Raw genomic sequence first — 17,411 nt, forward strand, 5'->3', positions numbered from 1 at the left:
TCACAACAGCATGCTCCCACGCTCGCCGAGCCCCACGTTGTGCAGCAGCCACCAGTGGCTCCCGAGCCCGCCCGGCTCGATCAGCTCGGCCTCCGCCCCGGCCGCGGCCAGCGCCCGCAGATAGCCCGCGGGATCCTGCCGGGCCAGCTCCAGCGGTGGCCGGGCGCCGTCGAGGCCCAGCGCTCTGAGGGCCTCACGCTGGCGAATCAGCCCGTACGGGGTGCCGGCCGCGGCCGCCACCGCATCGATCGCCACGTGCGCCGTCACGTCGCACGAGCCGTCCGGAACCAGCGGCACCTGACGTCCACCCCGGAACCCGGTCAACGACCCGAGCGGCGGCCGCTCGCCCCGCAGGTGCCCGTAGTCGATCGCCAGCGCGCACCCCCGGCGCACCTGCTGAACGGCATCGGCCCAGGCGGCGTCGCGCGGCCAGCCGATCTCGGCCCGTCCCGGCCCGGCCCACCACCGCCGCAGCCAGAACAGGTCGGCCGCGTCGACCAGCCCGCCCAGCGACTCGGCCCCCGTGGCCGGCTCGACGAGGACCTTGCGCAGCCGCCCGTGATCGTCGAGGTCGGCCACGTCGAGCGGCACGTTGTCGAGCCACTCGGTGGCGATCAGCAGCCCGACGATCCCGTCCGGGATGTCCTCGCGCCACGCGATGCCGGCGGCCAGTTCCTTTGGGCGCGGCGCGAGCTCGACCGCGGTCAGCCGCACCCGCTCCGGCAGCAGCGGACGCAACGCGGTCAGCAACTCGGCCCGGCCCGCCCCCACATCGACCAGGTCGAACGTCTTGGGCCGCCCGAGCGCGTCATCGATCCGCTCGACCAGCCGCAACACGGCCCCGGCAAACAACGGCGACGCATGCACGCTGGTGCGGAAGTGATCGGCCGGCCCCTGCTCGCCGCGCACGAAGAACCCCTCGGGCCCGTAGAGCCCGGCCGCCATGGCCGCCCGCCAGCCTTCCACATCGCTCACCCTAGGCGCGCTTATCCACAATTTGGAGTTATCCACAGCCCCCAAATCAAGATCGACAAATCCCCCTAAACTCGGTGCTGGGTGGAGGCCCCCGGTGGGGCGGGCCTATGTTCACCAGTTACCTACAAGATCAGCGCCGCGAAGCTGACCCCGAGGCGGGTAGGCGGCGGGCAGAGCGCGGCGAGCAGAGTGCGCGGGCTGGGCAGCGCGCGCGACGGGCGGGCAGGCGGCGGGCAGAGCGCGGCGAGCAGAGTGCGCAGGCTGGCAGCGCGCGCGACGGGCAGGCAGCGCGCGGGCAGGCGGCGAGCGGGGCGCGGGGGCTGGCGGGTGCGCGCGGCGGGCGGCGGTGCGCGGCGGGTGGAGCGTGCGAGCACGGTGCGCGGTCCGGGCGGCGGGCGGAGCGCGGCGAGCAGTGCGCGGGCAGGCGGTGCGCGCGGGCAGGCGGCGGGCGGTGCGCGGCGGGCGGGCAGTGCGCGCCGCAGGCTGAGCGCGGCGAGCAGTGCGCGGGTGGGCAGTGCGGGCAGCGGCCAGAGTGCGGCGAGCAGAGCGCCGCGGGTGGGCAGGAGCGCGCGGCGGGCAAAATGCGCAGCACGGGCAGCGCGCGCGGAGGGGCAGAACAGCGCGGGACAAAGCCGGCGGCGAGCGCAACGGGAAGAACCGCAGAGCGGCCGGCAAACCCGGGCCGCCCCTGCTGGTTAGGGGTGGTGGACCCCCGCCGGGTGGGATGGGCTTGTTCACACGGTCTTGTCACGAGCATGTTTCGGCGGCGCATACTTGCCCTCGACCGGTACCCCTTTTCGAGGACTGGATCTGGATATGAGCGCATCGTCGCGTCTTACCGTCGGTGTTGTCGGCGCGGGGCGGGTCGGCGCGGTGCTGGGCGCCGCTCTCGACGCCGCCGGGCATCGCGTGGTCGCCGCCGCGGCCGTTTCCGCCGCCTCGCGCGAGCGGGCCGCCCGCCTGCTGCCGCGCGCCGCGATCCTCCCGGCCGACGAGGTCGCCCGCGCCGCCGACGACCTCCTTCTGCTCGCCGTCCCGGACGATGCCCTGGCCGCCGTCGTCGCGGGCCTGGCCACCACCGGGGCGCTGCGCCCGGGCCAGCGGGTCGCCCACACTTCGGGCGCGCACGGCCTGGCCGTCCTGGGTGACGTCGACGGCTTGGCCCTGCACCCGGCGATGACCTTCACCGGCGCCGACACCGACGTCGATCGGCTGGCCGGCATCGCCTGGGGCATCACCACGACCGATCGGGTGTTCGCGGCCCGGCTGGTGGCCGATCTGGGCGGCGTGCCCGAGTGGGTCGCCGAGGACGCCCGCCCGGTTTATCACGCGGCCCTCGCGCACGGGGCGAATCACCTGGTCACGCTCGTGAACGAGGCGGCCGACCTGCTGCGCGCGGCCGGCGTCGAGGAGCCGTCGCGCGTCCTCTCGCCGCTGCTGCACGCCGCGCTCGACAATGCGCTGCGGCTGGGCGACGCGGCGCTGACCGGGCCGGTCTCGCGGGGCGACGCCGGCACCGTCGGCAAGCATCTCGACCGTCTGCCGCCCGAGTCGGTGCCGGCCTATCTGGCCCTGGCCCGGCGCACGGCCGACCGGGCGATCGCCGCCGGCCGCCTCCGCCCCCAGGACGCGGCCCTGCTGCTCGACGTGCTCAGCGGCGCCAACGTAGGGAGCTCGGCATGACACACGTGATCCACACCCGCGAGGACATGACACACGTGATCCACACCCGCGAGGACATGACACACGTGATCCACACCCGCGAGGACATGACACACGTGATCCACACCCGCGCGGAATTGGCCCGTGAGCTGACGACGACGCCGGTCGCGGTGGTGATGACCATGGGCGCGTTGCACGACGGCCACCGCCGGCTCATGCGCGAGGCGAAGAAGCGGGCCGAATTAGTCATCGTGACGATCTTTGTGAACCCGCTGCAGTTCGGCCCGAACGAGGATTTCGACAAATACCCACGCACGCTCGAGGCCGACGTCGAGGCGTGCCGGGCCGAGGGCGTCGCCGTGGTCTTCGCGCCGAGCCGTGACCAGGTCTATCCAACCGGCGCGCCGTCGATCACGATGAACGCCGGCCCGCTGGGCGAGATCCTCGAGGGCGCCAGCCGGCCCGGCCACTTCGCCGGCATGCTCACCGTCGTCCAGAAGCTGCTCATGCTGACCCGGGCCGACGTCGCGTTCTTCGGCGAGAAGGACTTCCAGCAACTCGCGCTGATCCGCCGCATGGTGCGCGACCTCGAGCTGGGCGTCGAGATCGTGGGCGTGCCGACCGTACGCGAGCCGGACGGCCTGGCCATGTCGAGCCGCAACCGCTACCTCTCCCCGGACGACCGCCGGGCCGCCCTGGCGCTCTCCCGGGCGCTGCGCGAGGGGGCCGCGCATTCCGACGCCGAGACGGCCTTGGCCACGGCGACCAAGATCCTGGCCGAGGAGCCCGCCGTACGGGTCGACTACCTCGCGCTCACCGGCGCCGATCTGGGCCCGGCGCCTGCCGACGGCCCGGCTCGCCTGCTGGTCGCGGCCCGGGTCGGCGCCACCCGCCTGATCGACAACGTGCCACTGGCCCTGGAGAGGTCCGCCTGATGCTCCGCACCATGCTCAAGTCCAAGATCCATCGCGCCACCGTGACCCAGGCCGACCTGCACTATGTCGGCTCGGTGACGGTCGATCTCGACCTGCTCGACGCGGCCGACCTGATCCCCGGCGAGCAGGTGGCGATCGTCGACGTGACCAACGGCGCCCGGCTCGAGACGTACGTGATCCCGGGCGAGCGGGGCAGCGGCGTGCTCGGCATCAACGGCGCCGCCGCACATCTGGTGCACCCCGGTGACCTGGTCATCCTCATCTCGTACGGGCAGCTGGAGGACGCCGAGGCGCGGGCGTTCGAGCCTCGGATCGTGCACGTCGACGCCGCCAACAAGATCGTTGAGCTCGGCTCGGATCCGGCCGCGGCGGCCGAGGGTATGGCGGGCGGGCTGCGGCGCGGCGACAGGGTGACCACGGGCTGACGATTCCGCAAACGCCGCCGATCCAGTTTTCGATCACCATATGATCTGAAATCGGACATCGGCGGCGCGTGGGGAAGGCGTAGTTCATGCGACACCGGCTTGGCCCTGGGCGAAACGTCGTGCCACGACGCGCCGGGATCGCCGCCGTCCTGGCCGCAGTGCTGCTCGTCGCGGGCTGCGGGAAGCCGGGCGGCGTCGACGGCGACCTGACCAACGGGTGGGGCGTGCTGGCCCCGGCCTCCGGCTTCGAGCCCAACGAGGGCACCTGCCACAACGCCAACTTCAACCCCGTCGGCCCCCGCGGCACGTACGAGGAGGTCGACTGCGCGGGCAAGCACCGCACCGAGACCGTGTTCGTCGGCACGTACGAGTCGCCGGCCGCGGACGCCGACGTCCCGCCCGCCGACGGTTCGGCCGGTGCCCGTACGGCGTATTCGATCTGTGATCAGAAGACGACGACGTTCGTGGGCGGACCGTGGCGCAACGCGCGGCTGTGGATCGGCGTGACCCGCCCGACCGAGGCGGCCTGGAGCGGTGGCGCCCGCTGGTTCCGCTGCGAGGTGCTCGAGCTCAACTCGGTCGAGGACGACGGCGGCCTGGTGCAGCGCGAGGGCAGCCTGCGTGACGTGCTCGCCGACGGCAGCTCCGACGTGCTCCTCACCTGTTACGCCATCCAGCTCGACGGCAACGGCGCCATCGCCACCATGCCCGCGGTGGGCTGCGGGGCCAAGCACAACGGCGAGTTCGCCGGGGTCTGGTACGCCAAAGATCTCGACTATCCCGACGACGATGCCACCTGGGCGAAGTTCCACGACGGCTGCCGCAACCTGATCGCGGACTTCGTCGGCGTGCCCAAGGACGGCGACCTGCAATACCGTACGGGCGTGGTCTCGCTGCCCGGTGGCGCGGACGTCTGGGCGCAGGGCGATCGGGGCGTGCGCTGTTATCTCTGGCTGGACGGCGTGCAACTGACGGCGACGCTGCGCGGCAAGGGCGTCAAGAGCCTTCCCGTTCAGTACAAGTAACGGTGACCACGAATGTCCGACCCCGGCCACGTGGTGTCGCGACGGCGGAGTGTACTGAGCGGATGTATGTCGCCGACCTTCCGGAGTTGCCCCGCCGGCTCGCCGCGTCCGAGCCGGGCTGGAGCGAGACCACCGACGTGCTGGTCGTGGGTTCCGGCGTGGCCGGGCTGACCGCCGCGCTGCACCTGCGGGAGCAGGGTCTGCACGTCACCGTGGTCACCAAGGTCAACATCGACGACGGCTCGACCCGGTGGGCCCAGGGCGGCATCGCGGCGGTGCTCGACCCGCTCGACACCCCGGCCGCGCACGCTCACGACACCGAGGTCGCCGGCGTCGGTCTGTGCGACCCCGAGGCCGTACGGGTTCTGGTCGAGGAAGGTCCGGCCCGCGTACGGGAGTTGATCCGCCGGGGTGCCGCCTTCGACCGCAACGCCGACGGCTCGCTGATGCTGACCCGCGAGGGCGGGCACCGGGCCGACCGGATCGTGCACGCGGGCGGCGACGCGACCGGCGCCGAGGTGCAGCGCGCCCTGCACGAGGCGGTGCACCGCGACCCGTGGATCCGCCTGGTCGAGCACGCGCTGGTGCTCGACCTGCTGCGCGACGCCGGCGGCCGGGCCTGCGGGCTCACCCTGCACGTGCTGGGCGAGGGCAGCGAGGACGGTGTCGGCGCGATCTTGGCCCGCGCGGTCGTGCTGGCCACCGGCGGCATGGGCCAAATCTATTCGTCCACGACCAACCCGGCGGTGTCGACCGGCGACGGCGTGGCCCTCGCGCTGCGGGCCGGCGCGGTGGTCACCGACGTCGAGTTCGTGCAGTTCCACCCGACCTCGTTCGTCACCGCCGGCGTCACCTCGGTGCAGCGGCCGCTGATCTCCGAGGCGCTGCGCGGCGAGGGCGCCCACCTGGTCGACGAGACCGGCAAACGGTTCATGGTCGGGCAGCACGAGCTGGCCGAGCTGGCCCCGCGCGACGTGGTGGCCAAGGGCATCCACCGGGTGCTGCGGTCCACCGGCGCCGACCACGTCTATCTGGACGCCCGGCACCTCGGCGGCGCGTTCCTCGAGCAGCGCTTCCCGACGATTGTGGCGTCCACCCGCGCGGCCGGTGTCGACCCGGCGACCGAGCTGATCCCGGTCGCCCCGGCCGCCCACTACGCCTCCGGCGGCGTCCGCACCGACCTGCGGGGCCGCACGAGCATTCCCGGCCTGTACGCGTGCGGCGAGGTCGCCTGCACCGGCGTGCACGGCGCGAACCGCCTGGCCAGCAATTCCTTGCTCGAGGGCCTGGTCTTCGCCAAGCGGATCGCCGACGACATCGCCCGCGAGCTGCCCCCGCAGTCCGACCCCGCGCCCCCGAGCGGCGAGCCCGGCTGGGTCGTCAGCCCCGACGTGCGGCCCGAGCTGCAGCGCGCGATGACCCGGGGCGCCGGGGTGCTGCGCTCGGCCGGCTCGCTGGATGCCACGGCCAAGGAGCTGAGCCGCCTGGCCGAGCTGCGCGACACCCCGCGCAATGCCGCCTGGGAGGCGACAAATCTGCTCACCGTCGCGGCCGTCCTGGTCGCGGCGGCCCGCACCCGTCGCGAGACGCGCGGCTGCCACTGGCGCGATGACTTCCCGGTCGCCGAGGACGAGTGGCGCGGCCACCTGCTGCACACTCTCGACGGCGAGACCCGGCTTGCACAGTCCTTCGAAGAGATGGCCTGACCACAGGGGGAACCATGAACGAGCTCGACGTCGCCGAGGTCGAAATGATCGTCCGCACCGCGCTGGCCGAGGATCTCGGCTCGCCGCCGCACGACGTGACCAGCGAGGCCACGATCCCGGCCGGCCAGGTCGACACGGCCGAGCTGGTGGCGCGGGCCGACGGGGTGGTCGCCGGGCTGCCGGTGGCCGCGATCGTCTTCAACGACACGTCGGGCCACCAGGCCTCCTTCGAGCAGAGCGTGGCCGAGGGCGACCGGGTCACGCGCGGCGACGTGCTGGCCGTGATCACCGGTCCCACCCGGGCCCTGCTGACCGGCGAGCGTACGGCGCTCAACCTGCTCAGCCGCATGTCCGGCGTGGCCACTCACACCCGCCGCTGGGCCGACGCGCTGGCCGGCACGAAGGCCACCGTGCTCGACACCCGCAAGACCACGCCCGGCCTGCGCTACCTCGAGAAATACGCCGTACGCGTCGGCGGCGGCACCAACAAGCGCATGGGCCTGTACGACGTGGCCATGATCAAGGACAACCACAAGCTGGCCGCGGGCAGCATCACCGCCGCCTTCCGGCTCGTCCGCGAGACCTTCCCCGAGGTGCCGGTGCAGGTCGAGGTGACCACGGTGGCCGAGGCGGTCGAGGCGGTCGAGGCCGGGGCGACGTTCCTGCTCTGCGACAACATGCCGCCCGACCGGCTGCGCGAGGTCGTGGCCGAGGTGGGTGACCGGGCCGAGCTCGAGGCGACCGGCAACCTACGCTTGGAGACAGTTTCGGATTACGCCGCCACCGGGGTCGACTATCTCTCGGTCGGCGGCCTGACCCACTCGTCCCCCATTCTCGACATCGCCATGGACCTGCGCCCCCGCTGACCGCCGGGCGCCCGAGACAAAGGGTTTCCCGTGCTGCTCTGCATCGACATCGGCAACACGAACACAGTGCTGGCGACCTTCGACGGCGACAAGCTCGTGCACAACTGGCGGATCAAGACCGACGCCCGGTCCACGGCGGACGAGCTCGGGCTGATGTTCCGCGGCCTGCTGGCCGGCGACGCGGTCGAGATCACCGGCGTCGCGGCGTGCTCGACCGTGCCGGCCGCGCTGCGCAGCCTGCGCACGATGCTGGCTCGCTACTACGGCGATCTGCCCAACGTGGTCGTCGAGCCGGGCGTGAAGACCGGGGTGCAGCTGGCCATCGACAACCCCAAGGAGGTCGGCGCCGACCGGGTGGTCAACACCCTGGCCGCGCACGCCCTCTACGGCGGTCCGTCGATCGTGGTCGACTTCGGCACCACCACCAACTTCGACGTGATCAGCGAGCGGGGCGAGTTCCTGGGCGGGGCGTTCGCGCCGGGCATCGAGATCTCGTTCGACGCGCTGGCCGCCCGGGCCGCCCAGCTGCGCAAGGTCGAGCCGGCCAAGCCCAAGTCGGTGATCGGCAAGAACACCGTCGAGTGCCTGCAGTCCGGCATGTATTTCGGGTTCGCCGGCCAGGTCGACGGCATCGTGACCCGCATGATCGACGAGATCGGGCCGGTCAAGGCGGTCATCGCCACCGGCGGCCTGGCCTGGCTGGTCAAGGACGAGTGCAAGACGATCACCGCGCACGAGCCGATGATCACGCTGATCGGCCTGCGGATGGTATATGAGCGGAACGTCTAGGCGCGCCTGAGTAGGCTTTACCGGCCTCCATTCATTTCGTACAGAGAGTCATGCCGTGACCGAGCAGAATGTGCCCGTCCCTGATCCCGCCGAGGACCTTCCCGAGCAGATGCGGGTCCGCCGGTCGAAGCGGGACCGGATGCTCGCCGAAGGGGTGTCCCCCTATCCGGTGAACGTCGCTCGGACGGCGACGCTGAAGCAGGTCCGCGAGCAGTACGCCGAGCTGGCGACCGACACGGCCACGGGCGACCAGGTGTCGGTGGCCGGCCGGCTCATCTTCATCCGCAACGGCGGCAAGCTGTGCTTCGCCACCCTGCGCGACGGCGACGGCACCGAGATCCAAGCCATGCTCTCGCTGGCCAAGGTCGGCGAGGAGCGGCTGGCCGACTGGAAGCAGCTCGTCGACCTGGGCGACATCGTCTCGGTCACCGGCGAGGTGATCACCAGCCGCCGCGGCGAGCTGTCCGTGCTGGCCGACTCGTGGGCGATGAGCGCCAAGGCCCTGCGCCCGCTCCCGGTGGCGCACAAGCCGCTCTCGGAGGAGACGCGGGTCCGCCAGCGGTACGTGGATCTGATCGTCCGCCCGCAGGCGCGAGACACCGTGCGCACCCGGGCCACGGTCGTGCGCAGTCTGCGCGAGTCGCTGTTCCGCCGCAATTTCCTCGAGGTCGAAACGCCAATGTTGCAGTTGCTGCACGGCGGCGCCACGGCCCGTCCGTTTGTGACGCACAGCAACGCTCTCGACACCGATCTCTATCTGCGGATCGCGCCGGAACTGTTTTTGAAGCGGGCCGTCGTCGGCGGCATCGACCGCGTCTTCGAGATCAACCGCAACTTCCGCAATGAGGGTATGGACTCCACCCACTCGCCGGAGTTCGCGATGCTCGAGGCTTACCAGGCGTACGCGGACTACAACGTCATGCAACAGCAGACGCGCGAGTGGATTCAGGAAGCGGCGTTCGCAGTCGCCGGCTCACACGTAGTGACGCACTTCGACGGCACCGAGTTGGATCTCGGCGGCGAGTGGGCGTCGGTGACGCTCTATGGTTCGCTCTCCGACGCGCTCGGTGAAGAAGTGACGCCGTCGACCGATATCGCGCAACTCCAGCGGTATGCCGAAAAGCACGACCTTTCCGTCGATCCGAAGTGGGGTCCCGGCAAGCTCGTCGAGGAGCTGTTCGAGCACCTGGTGCAGCACACCCTGCAGGCGCCGACATTTGTGCGGGATTATCCCGAAGAGACCGCCCCGCTGACCCGGGCCCACCGGGAAACCCCGGGCCTGACCGAGAAGTGGGATCTCTACGTCCGGGGCTTCGAGCTGGCGACCGCCTATTCCGAACTGGTCGACCCGGTCGTGCAGCGCGACCGGCTGCTCGCCCAGTCGTTGCTGGCGGCCGGCGGCGACGCCGAGGCGATGCAGCTGGACGAGGATTTCCTTCGGGCCATGGAGTACGGAATGCCGCCGTCCGGTGGCATGGGAATGGGAATCGACCGGCTTCTGATGGCGCTCACCGGCCTCGGTATTCGCGAAACGATCCTCTTCCCGCTGGTCCGTCCGGAGTAACGACTGGCCGGTCCGGAGTAACGATCGGGACCCGATCCAATCCAAAAACGCGGAAATGTTCGGACCGCCATTGACGGACGACTGCGCCTTGGCGTTATTGTCTGTGCGTTGCTGTGGGGCAGAACCTGTGTTCGGGAGGATTACCGCGCGTGGCCAAGCAGATCATTCACAAGCTGGTCGATGACATCGACGGGGGCGACGCCGACGAGACGGTGAAGTTCGCTCTCGACGGGATTCAGTACGAGATCGACCTGTCGGAGAAGAACGCCGCCAAATTGCGGGAGCTGTTCGACCCGTACGTGGAGGCCGGGGCCAAGGTCGCTCGCGGCGGAGTGGTTGTGGGGGGCCGGGCCGCTCGCGGTCGTGGCGGCGCCACCGCCGACCGGGAGCAGAACAAGGCGATCCGCGAGTGGGCCAAGAAGGCCGGCAAGGACATCTCCGACCGGGGTCGTATCCCGCAGGAGATCGTGGACGAGTTCCACGCCAAGGGGCCGGGTCGCAACTGATCGACCGCCCGTTCGACTCGACCGAGCCCGCCGCACACTGTGCGGCGGGCTCGGTGCTTTTCGCTCGATCTTCGGCGCGCGGCCGTAGGGTTATCCACAGGTGGGGACAACGTTGTCCACAGCCTGTGGACAACGGATCCCCGATTTCGCTGTCCGCGTAGCCGTACTGCTGGGGGAACACCCTCTGAGCGTGCGAAGTTGGCTTAATCAACGTTGCGGAAGGTTTCAAGGGACCGCGAGGGCCCAGCAGGACCACCCGGCGGCGATAGAGTTACGAGTACGGGTATCACCGATGCCCGTGCGCTGGCCCCGCCAGTCATTGGCGCACGGCACGTGAGGAGCACGAGGGCATGTTCGAGCGGTTCACCGACCGAGCGCGACGGGTTGTCGTCCTGGCCCAAGAAGAGGCCCGGATGCTCAACCACAACTACATCGGGACCGAGCACATCCTGCTCGGCCTGATCCATGAGGGTGAGGGCGTCGCCGCCAAGGCTCTGGAGAGCCTGGGCATCTCTCTCGAGGGAGTGCGGCAGCAGGTCGAGGAGATCATCGGCCAGGGTCAGCAGGCGCCGAGCGGGCACATCCCGTTCACGCCCCGCGCCAAGAAGGTTCTCGAGCTGTCGCTGCGCGAGGCGCTGCAGCTCGGCCACAACTACATCGGCACCGAGCACATCCTGCTCGGCCTGATCCGCGAGGGTGAGGGCGTCGCCGCCCAGGTCCTGGTGAAGCTGGGCGCCGACCTCAACCGGGTGCGTCAGCAGGTCATCCAGCTGCTCTCGGGCTATCAGGGCAAGGAGCCGGCCGCGGCCGGCGCGGCGGCGGGCGAGGCCGCGCCGTCGACGTCACTGGTGCTCGACCAGTTCGGTCGCAACCTGACCCAGGCCGCCCGCGAGGGCAAGCTCGACCCGGTCATCGGGCGCGAGAAGGAAATCGAGCGGGTCATGCAGGTGCTGTCCCGCCGCACCAAGAACAACCCGGTCCTCATCGGTGAGCCGGGCGTCGGCAAGACCGCGGTCGTCGAGGGTCTGTCCCAGTCGATCGTCAAGGGCGAGGTGCCCGAGACGCTCAAGGACAAGCAGCTCTACACGCTCGACCTCGGTGCGCTGGTCGCCGGTTCCCGTTACCGCGGTGACTTCGAGGAGCGCCTCAAGAAGGTGCTCAAGGAGATCCGCACCCGGGGCGACATCATCCTGTTCATCGACGAGATCCACACCCTGGTCGGCGCGGGTGCCGCCGAGGGCGCGATCGACGCGGCGAGCATCCTCAAGCCGATGCTGGCCCGCGGCGAGCTGCAGACCATCGGCGCGACCACGCTCGACGAATACCGCAAGCACCTGGAGAAGGACGCCGCTCTCGAGCGCCGCTTCCAGCCCATCCAGGTCGGCGAGCCGTCGCTGGCGCACACCATCGAGATCCTCAAGGGTCTGCGCGACCGCTACGAGGCTCACCACCGGATCAGCATCACCGACGCGGCCCTGGTCGCGGCGGCGACGCTGGCCGACCGCTACATCTCCGACCGCTTCCTGCCCGACAAGGCGATCGACCTGATCGACGAGGCCGGCGCCCGGATGCGCATCCGCCGGATGACCGCGCCGCCGGACCTCCGCGACTTCGACGAGCGCATCGCCCAGGTGCGCCGCGACAAGGAGTCCGCGATCGACGCGCAGGACTTCGAGCGGGCCGCGCAGCTGCGTGACAAGGAGAAGCAGCTGCTGGGCCAGAAGGCGCAGCGGGAGAAGGAGTGGAAGGCCGGCGACCTCGACGTCGTGTCCGAGGTCGACGACGAGCAGATCGCCGAGGTCCTGGGCAACTGGACCGGCATCCCGGTCTACAAGCTGACCGAGGAGGAGACCTCCCGCCTGCTCCGCATGGAGGATGAGCTGCACAAGCGGGTCATCGGCCAGGAGGACGCGGTCAAGGCCGTCTCCAAGGCGATCCGGCGCACGCGGGCCGGCCTGAAGGACCCGAAGCGCCCGTCCGGCTCGTTCATCTTCGCCGGCCCGTCCGGCGTCGGTAAGACCGAGCTCAGCAAGGCGCTGGCCGAGTTCCTCTTCGGCTCGGAAGACGCGCTGATCCAGCTCGACATGTCCGAGTTCCACGACCGCTACACGGTGTCCCGCCTCGTCGGTGCCCCTCCCGGTTACGTCGGCTACGACGAGGGCGGCCAGCTGACCGAGAAGGTGCGCCGCAAGCCGTTCTCCGTGGTCCTCTTCGACGAGATCGAGAAGGCCCACCCGGACGTCTTCAACACCCTCCTGCAGATCCTGGAGGACGGCCGCCTGACCGACGGTCAGGGCCGGATCGTGGACTTCAAGAACACGGTCATCATCCTGACCACCAACCTCGGCACGCGGGACGTGGCCAAGGCGGTCTCCCTGGGCTTCCAGGCCTCGGAGGACGTCGAGAGCAACTACGACCGGATGAAGGTCAAGGTCAACGACGAGCTGAAGCAGCACTTCCGCCCGGAGTTCCTGAACCGCATCGACGACACGATCGTCTTCCACCAGCTCCGCCAGGACGAGATCCTGCAGATCGTCGACATCTTCACCTCGCGCATCGAGGGCCAGCTCAAGAACAAGGACATGGGTCTCGAGCTGACCGACAACGCGAAGAAGTACCTGGCCAAGAAGGGCTTCGACCCGGTGCTGGGTGCTCGCCCGCTGCGTCGCACGATCCAGCGCGACCTCGAGGACACCCTGTCCGAGCAGATCCTCTTCAACGAGCTGCGCCCCGGCCAGATCGTGGTGGTGGACTGCGAGGGCGACCCGGAGAACGTCGAGAAGTCGAAGCTGACCTTCACCGGCGCCGACCGGGGGGTCGCGGTTCCCGACGCGGTTCCGGCCGACCTCGGGGCCACGGCCACCGAGGAGTAAGGCACAAGCAAGGGGAAACGGCCCGGCTGCGCACGTCGCAGCCGGGCCGTTCCGCATGTGGGGCCCGCGCACGCAGCGGGGGGACTACGTGCGCGGGGTTCGGGGTCAGCTCAGCCGCAACACGGTCCCGGTCGAGCCGAGGGAAACCGTCGAGCCCGAGACCCGCAGGTAGCCGCCGTCGGTGCGCAGCTTGATACCCGTACGGGTGCTCTCGCGGCGGAACGCCAGGGGAGTGGTCCCGAGGGTCAGGCCGGTCCCGATGAACTGGTCGGGACGGTCGACTGAGCGCACCACCTCGGTGCCGTCGTCGCGGGCCTCGAAGCGGAACTGCGTGGCGGCCAGGTCGCGGGGAGCCCGTACGACGGCCAGCGCGCCGGCCTCGGCGTGGTGGAGAAAGTCGTTCGGCCGGTCCGCGGGGGAGATCCGCACGATCGGCCCGCCGTCACCCACCGGCACGCCGAACAGCGGGGTGCCGTCCGGATGCCAGTAGAGGCGCTGCACCCGCGCGTGCCGGTTGGGGTCGTAGAGCGGGTCGCCGGTGATGTCGCGGTAGTCGCGGGCGTGGTAGACCAGCACGTCGGTCCGCCCGTCCTCGGCCACGGTGAACGAGTTGTGTCCCGGTCCGTAGCGTGCGGTCGCCGCGTTGGTCACGAAGATCGGGTCGGGCGTCTTCACCCACGACTCGCGCCGGAGCAGGTCGGCGTCCGCGTCCGCCGTGAGCAGGCCCATGCAGTAGCGCGCGTCGGTGGCACTGGCTGAGAAGGTCAGGAACACCCGGCCGTTGCGGATCAGCACGGCCGGCCCCTCGTTGACCCGGTAACCCTGGATCTCCCACTCCCGGGTCGGCGTCGTGATCCGGGTCGGCTTGGTCGCGAGCGACCACGGCGTGCCCATCCGGGCGATGTAGAGGCTCGTGTTGACGGCGATCTCGGGCTCGCTCTGCGCCCACACCAGATAACGCCGGCCGCGGTGGGCGAACGTCGTGGCGTCGAGCGTGAAGCCGTCCCATTCGGTCATCAGCTGGGTCTTGAGCTGCCAGCCGCTCGGGTCGAGCGGGTCGGCCAGCGGGGACTCGAGCACGTACGTCCGGATGCGGAACACGTCGTCGGAGTCGCCGGCCGCGAAGTAGACGTACCACTTGCCGTCGATGCGGTGCAGCTCGGGCGCCCAGATGTGCCCGGCCATCTTGCCGCTCGCCGGGCGCCGCCAGATCACCGTCTCGGCCGCCCCGGACAGCCCGGCCAGGGTGGACGCGCCGCGCAGGGCGATCCGGTCGTATTCGGGCACCGAGCCGGTGAAGTAGAACATGCCGTTGGTGCGCGGCGTGATGAACGGGTCGGCCCGCTGCGTGACCAGCGGCTGCACGGTCGGCACGCCATAGATCTCGGCATCCGTACGCGGTTCGGCGGCCTTGGCGGCGCCCGCCCCGGACAGCCCCGCCACACCGGCGCCGGCCGCGGTGGCCAGCAGAGTGCGCCTCTTCATCAGTTCTCCAAACGCAGGAACGTCACGGAACTGGCCGGGAACTCGCGGGTGAAGGTCGAGCCCAGGCCGCGAACGGTCGAGGTGACCGGCAGGATCGGCTCGGCCGAGCGGGTGTTCTGCTCGCCCGGCTCACCGGCGAGGACGGTCATCCGGCCGGTGGACCCCACCCGGAGCCCGCCGAGGTCGACCTTGGTCAGCGCGGCCTCGGTCGACGCGTTGACGATTTTCACGATCAGTTCCCCCGTACGCTGGTCGCGCGTGACGACCTGGGCGAAGGACTCGGTGACCTGGTTGTCGTCGAAGCTGCCCCACTGCTCGCCGTCGCGGAACAGGGTGACCTTCGTGCCGCGAACCTCGATCCTCAGGTCGTACGTCTGCCCGGTGTTGACCGTGTCGGGCCGGGTGAGCAGCTGTTCCTTGGCCGCGGACGACCCGGTTGCCTTCTCGATCGCGCCCTGGGTGTTGTTCCAGCCGCCCAGGTTCCACCAGTACCAGGTGCCCGAGTCCTTGATCCCGAACGGGATGAGGAAGCCTTCGTCGCCGGCCGTCTTGGTGGCCTTGACGGTGATGTCGTAGTCGGTCGCGGTGATGTCGGTGGCCGCGGCGACCATGGTGTTCTCGGCCGCGACGTCGGTCTGCGCGTACGCCCCGTCGGTGACCGTCCACGTGCCACGGTTCTCGATCGGCGTCCAGCCGTCCGCGTTGCCGTCGTTGAAGTCGTCCGCCAGCAGCACTGTCCCGTCCCGCGTGGTCACCTTGAGGTCGTCATACTTGGCCGCCGTACGCCACGTGGAGAGCCCGACTCGGCCGGTGATCGGCTTCGGCTGCACGACCCGGCCGCCGGTCACCGTGGACGGCACGACCCGGTCGCCGACGTTGGTCATGAACAGCTTCTGCATCTGATAGCTGGTCGAGCCCCACGACTCGTCGTTGTCGAACCAGATCAGGTCGGGCCGCCACTGCACGTTGTCGATGTTGGCGAACAGCGGGGCGTACGAGGCCATCTTGACCACGTCGGCGTTGCGCTCGAGCCCGGTCATGTAGGCGGCCTCGGAGAGCGAGTTGAAGAACTTGGCGTCCTGCGACGCGTATTCGCCGAGGAACACCTTCGGGCCCCTGCGGTCGTACGAGTCGTAGCGGTCGTTGTTCTGCAGGAACCAGTTCGGGCTGTTGTAGTAGTGCTCGTCGACCATCTCGGTGCCCGCGGCTTTGTTCTTGGCCCACAGGCTGTCGAAGGTGACGCCCATGTCGTCCGGCCCGGAGTTGCTGATCACGGTGATGGCCGGGTATTTCGCCTTGATCGCGTCGCGGAACTTGAGGAAGTTGGCGAAGTATTCGTCGGGCAGGTTCTCCTCGTTGCCGACGGCGACCATGGTCAGGCCGAACGGCTTGGGGTGGCCCATCTGCGCCCGCAGCTTGCCCCATGTCGAGGTGGCCGGGCCGTTGGCGAACTCGATCAGGTCGAGCGTGTCCTGGATGTGCCGCTGCAGCAGGGCCGGGTCGTCGGTCGCGCGGTTCTGCCCGCAGCCGGTGACCAGCGCCGGCACCACGGGCAGCGGGGCCGCGCCGATGTCCTCACTGAACTGGAAATACTCGTAGTAGCCGAGCCCGTAGCTCTGGTTGTAGCCCCAGAAGTTCGCGTTGGTGGCCCGGGTCTCGACCGGACCGACCGTGTCCTTCCACTGATACGAGCGGGCGCGCGGGAAGCCCGACGCGGCGTCGTACGCGTAGTGGCTGCCGGTGTTGACCAGGCACCCGCCGGGGAAGCGGACGAAGCCGGGGCGCAGGGCCGCGACCTTCTCGGCGAGGTCCTTGCGCAGGCCGTGGCCCTTGTAGGTGTCCCGCGGGAGCAGCGACACCATGTCGAGCCGATGCGTGCCGGCGCCGGTCGCCGACACCGAGAGCCGCCCGGCGTCGCTGGTGCTCGTGGCGCGCAGCGTGCCCGCGTACCGGGACCAGGTGTTGCTCTTGACGTTGATCTTGAGCGGGGCGGCCAGCGCGGTGCCGTCGGCCGTCGCCAACGAGATGGTCAGGGGCCCCGGGGTGTCGCTGCGGGCCCAGATCGAGAAGTCGTACGCCGCCCCGCGCGAGACCGCGACGCCGCTGTTGTAGCCGGCGTTGGTGACGCTGCTCGGGCCGGTCAGCCGCAGGTAGGTGCGGTTGCGCTCATTGAGCCGTTCGGAATCGTCGACGGTGGTGGCCGTGCCGGTCGCGGTCCAGCCGGTCAGCCCGGTGTATGCGCGGTTGTCCGCGGCCTGGAACTCGAAGGAGCGGTTGCGGACCAGCTCGGCGTAGAGCCCGCCGTCGGCCGCGTAGTTGATGTCCTCGAAGAACACGCCGTACATCTGGTCGCCGATCGCCGCGCCCGGCCGGGCCGGGTCGACGGTGATCGTGTAGTCGGGGGTGGGTGCGGCGGCGGCCGGTGGGGCGACCGCCAAAGGTAGGGCGGCCAGGGCGGCAACGGCGCCGGCCGTGCGGGATCGGAAGCGGGCCACGAGGGTCCTCCCCTTGTTCGCGCTCTCCTCGGTGCGCGACCGGTGGCATCGTTGTCGCACCAGAAAGCGTGAAAGTGGTCGATGTTAGCGTTCACCATAAAGCCA

13 protein-coding genes are annotated in these 17,411 nt (G+C 70.2%); 10 read left to right on the forward strand and 3 right to left on the reverse strand.

Annotated elements, in window-relative coordinates; translation table 11 throughout:
• A complete protein-coding gene (locus JKJ07_RS09145) occupies positions 1–945 on the reverse strand; it encodes an SAM-dependent methyltransferase (protein WP_202991771.1) in 945 nt (314 codons plus the stop codon).
• An 846-nt stretch (positions 946–1,791) separates the two neighbouring features.
• Between JKJ07_RS09145 and JKJ07_RS09150 the strand changes: the two genes are divergently transcribed.
• From JKJ07_RS09150 to JKJ07_RS09195, 10 genes are all read left to right on the forward strand, one after another.
• Positions 1,792–2,658 carry a Rossmann-like and DUF2520 domain-containing protein gene (locus tag JKJ07_RS09150; protein ID WP_202990881.1) on the forward strand — a complete coding sequence of 289 codons (867 nt, stop codon included), beginning with the start codon at positions 1,792–1,794 and terminating at the stop codon, positions 2,656–2,658.
• Positions 2,659–2,714: 56 nt separating this feature from the next.
• On the forward strand, positions 2,715–3,572 hold the full coding sequence (gene panC, locus JKJ07_RS09155) for a pantoate--beta-alanine ligase (protein ID WP_202991772.1): 858 nt from the start codon (positions 2,715–2,717) through the stop codon (positions 3,570–3,572).
• A complete protein-coding gene (gene panD / locus JKJ07_RS09160) occupies positions 3,572–3,997 on the forward strand; it encodes an aspartate 1-decarboxylase (protein ID WP_202990883.1) in 426 nt (141 codons plus the stop codon). Before panC ends, panD begins: the two co-directional genes overlap by 1 nt.
• 119 nt (positions 3,998–4,116) lie before the next feature.
• The gene (locus JKJ07_RS09165) at positions 4,117–5,022 is read left to right on the forward strand and encodes a septum formation family protein (RefSeq protein ID WP_307834185.1); all 906 of its coding nucleotides are present in this window, start codon (positions 4,117–4,119) and stop codon (positions 5,020–5,022) included.
• 62 nt (positions 5,023–5,084) lie between these two features.
• Positions 5,085–6,728 (forward strand): L-aspartate oxidase, encoded by a 1,644-nt coding sequence (locus JKJ07_RS09170; protein ID WP_202990887.1) that lies wholly within the window; start codon positions 5,085–5,087, stop codon positions 6,726–6,728.
• Positions 6,729–6,742: 14 nt separating this feature from the next.
• Positions 6,743–7,594 carry a carboxylating nicotinate-nucleotide diphosphorylase gene (gene nadC, locus JKJ07_RS09175; RefSeq protein WP_202990889.1) on the forward strand — a complete coding sequence of 284 codons (852 nt, stop codon included), beginning with the start codon at positions 6,743–6,745 and terminating at the stop codon, positions 7,592–7,594.
• 30 nt (positions 7,595–7,624) lie between these two features.
• Entirely contained in the window at positions 7,625–8,383 is a 759-nt protein-coding gene (locus JKJ07_RS09180; protein WP_202990891.1) for a type III pantothenate kinase, read from the forward strand.
• 55 nt (positions 8,384–8,438) lie between these two features.
• Positions 8,439–9,947 (forward strand): lysine--tRNA ligase, encoded by a 1,509-nt coding sequence (gene lysS / locus JKJ07_RS09185; RefSeq protein WP_202990893.1) that lies wholly within the window; start codon positions 8,439–8,441, stop codon positions 9,945–9,947.
• A gap of 149 nt (positions 9,948–10,096) precedes the next feature.
• The gene (locus JKJ07_RS09190) at positions 10,097–10,453 is read left to right on the forward strand and encodes a histone-like nucleoid-structuring protein Lsr2 (protein WP_202990895.1); all 357 of its coding nucleotides are present in this window, start codon (positions 10,097–10,099) and stop codon (positions 10,451–10,453) included.
• Positions 10,454–10,803: 350 nt separating this feature from the next.
• Positions 10,804–13,326, forward strand: a complete 2,523-nt coding sequence (locus JKJ07_RS09195; protein ID WP_202990897.1) for an ATP-dependent Clp protease ATP-binding subunit — start codon at positions 10,804–10,806, stop codon at positions 13,324–13,326.
• 105 nt (positions 13,327–13,431) lie between these two features.
• Here the strand turns inward: JKJ07_RS09195 and JKJ07_RS09200 are convergent, their stop codons facing one another.
• Positions 13,432–14,811, reverse strand: a complete 1,380-nt coding sequence (locus JKJ07_RS09200; protein ID WP_202990899.1) for a glycoside hydrolase family 43 protein — start codon at positions 14,809–14,811, stop codon at positions 13,432–13,434.
• Positions 14,811–17,306 (reverse strand): alpha-L-arabinofuranosidase family protein, encoded by a 2,496-nt coding sequence (locus JKJ07_RS09205; RefSeq protein WP_202990901.1) that lies wholly within the window; start codon positions 17,304–17,306, stop codon positions 14,811–14,813. Before JKJ07_RS09205 ends, JKJ07_RS09200 begins: the two co-directional genes overlap by 1 nt.
• Positions 17,307–17,411: the final 105 nt, after the last annotated feature.

The organism is Paractinoplanes lichenicola, assembly GCF_016785085.1.
Classification (GTDB): domain Bacteria; phylum Actinomycetota; class Actinomycetes; order Mycobacteriales; family Micromonosporaceae; genus Actinoplanes; species Actinoplanes lichenicola.

What these genes read in the sequence shown, in the direction of transcription:
- JKJ07_RS09170 (WP_202990887.1), top strand. Translation starts at nt 5,085, where the DNA reads ATGTATGTCGCCGACCTTCCGGAGTTGCCCCGCCGGCTCGCCGCGTCC.
- JKJ07_RS09200 (WP_202990899.1), bottom strand. Translation starts at nt 14,811, where the DNA reads ATGAAGAGGCGCACTCTGCTGGCCACCGCGGCCGGCGCCGGTGTGGCG.
- JKJ07_RS09150 (WP_202990881.1), top strand. Translation starts at nt 1,792, where the DNA reads ATGAGCGCATCGTCGCGTCTTACCGTCGGTGTTGTCGGCGCGGGGCGG.
- nadC (WP_202990889.1), top strand. Translation starts at nt 6,743, where the DNA reads ATGAACGAGCTCGACGTCGCCGAGGTCGAAATGATCGTCCGCACCGCG.
- panD (WP_202990883.1), top strand. Translation starts at nt 3,572, where the DNA reads ATGCTCCGCACCATGCTCAAGTCCAAGATCCATCGCGCCACCGTGACC.
- JKJ07_RS09145 (WP_202991771.1), bottom strand. Translation starts at nt 945, where the DNA reads ATGGCGGCCGGGCTCTACGGGCCCGAGGGGTTCTTCGTGCGCGGCGAG.
- panC (WP_202991772.1), top strand. Translation starts at nt 2,715, where the DNA reads ATGACACACGTGATCCACACCCGCGAGGACATGACACACGTGATCCAC.
- JKJ07_RS09195 (WP_202990897.1), top strand. Translation starts at nt 10,804, where the DNA reads ATGTTCGAGCGGTTCACCGACCGAGCGCGACGGGTTGTCGTCCTGGCC.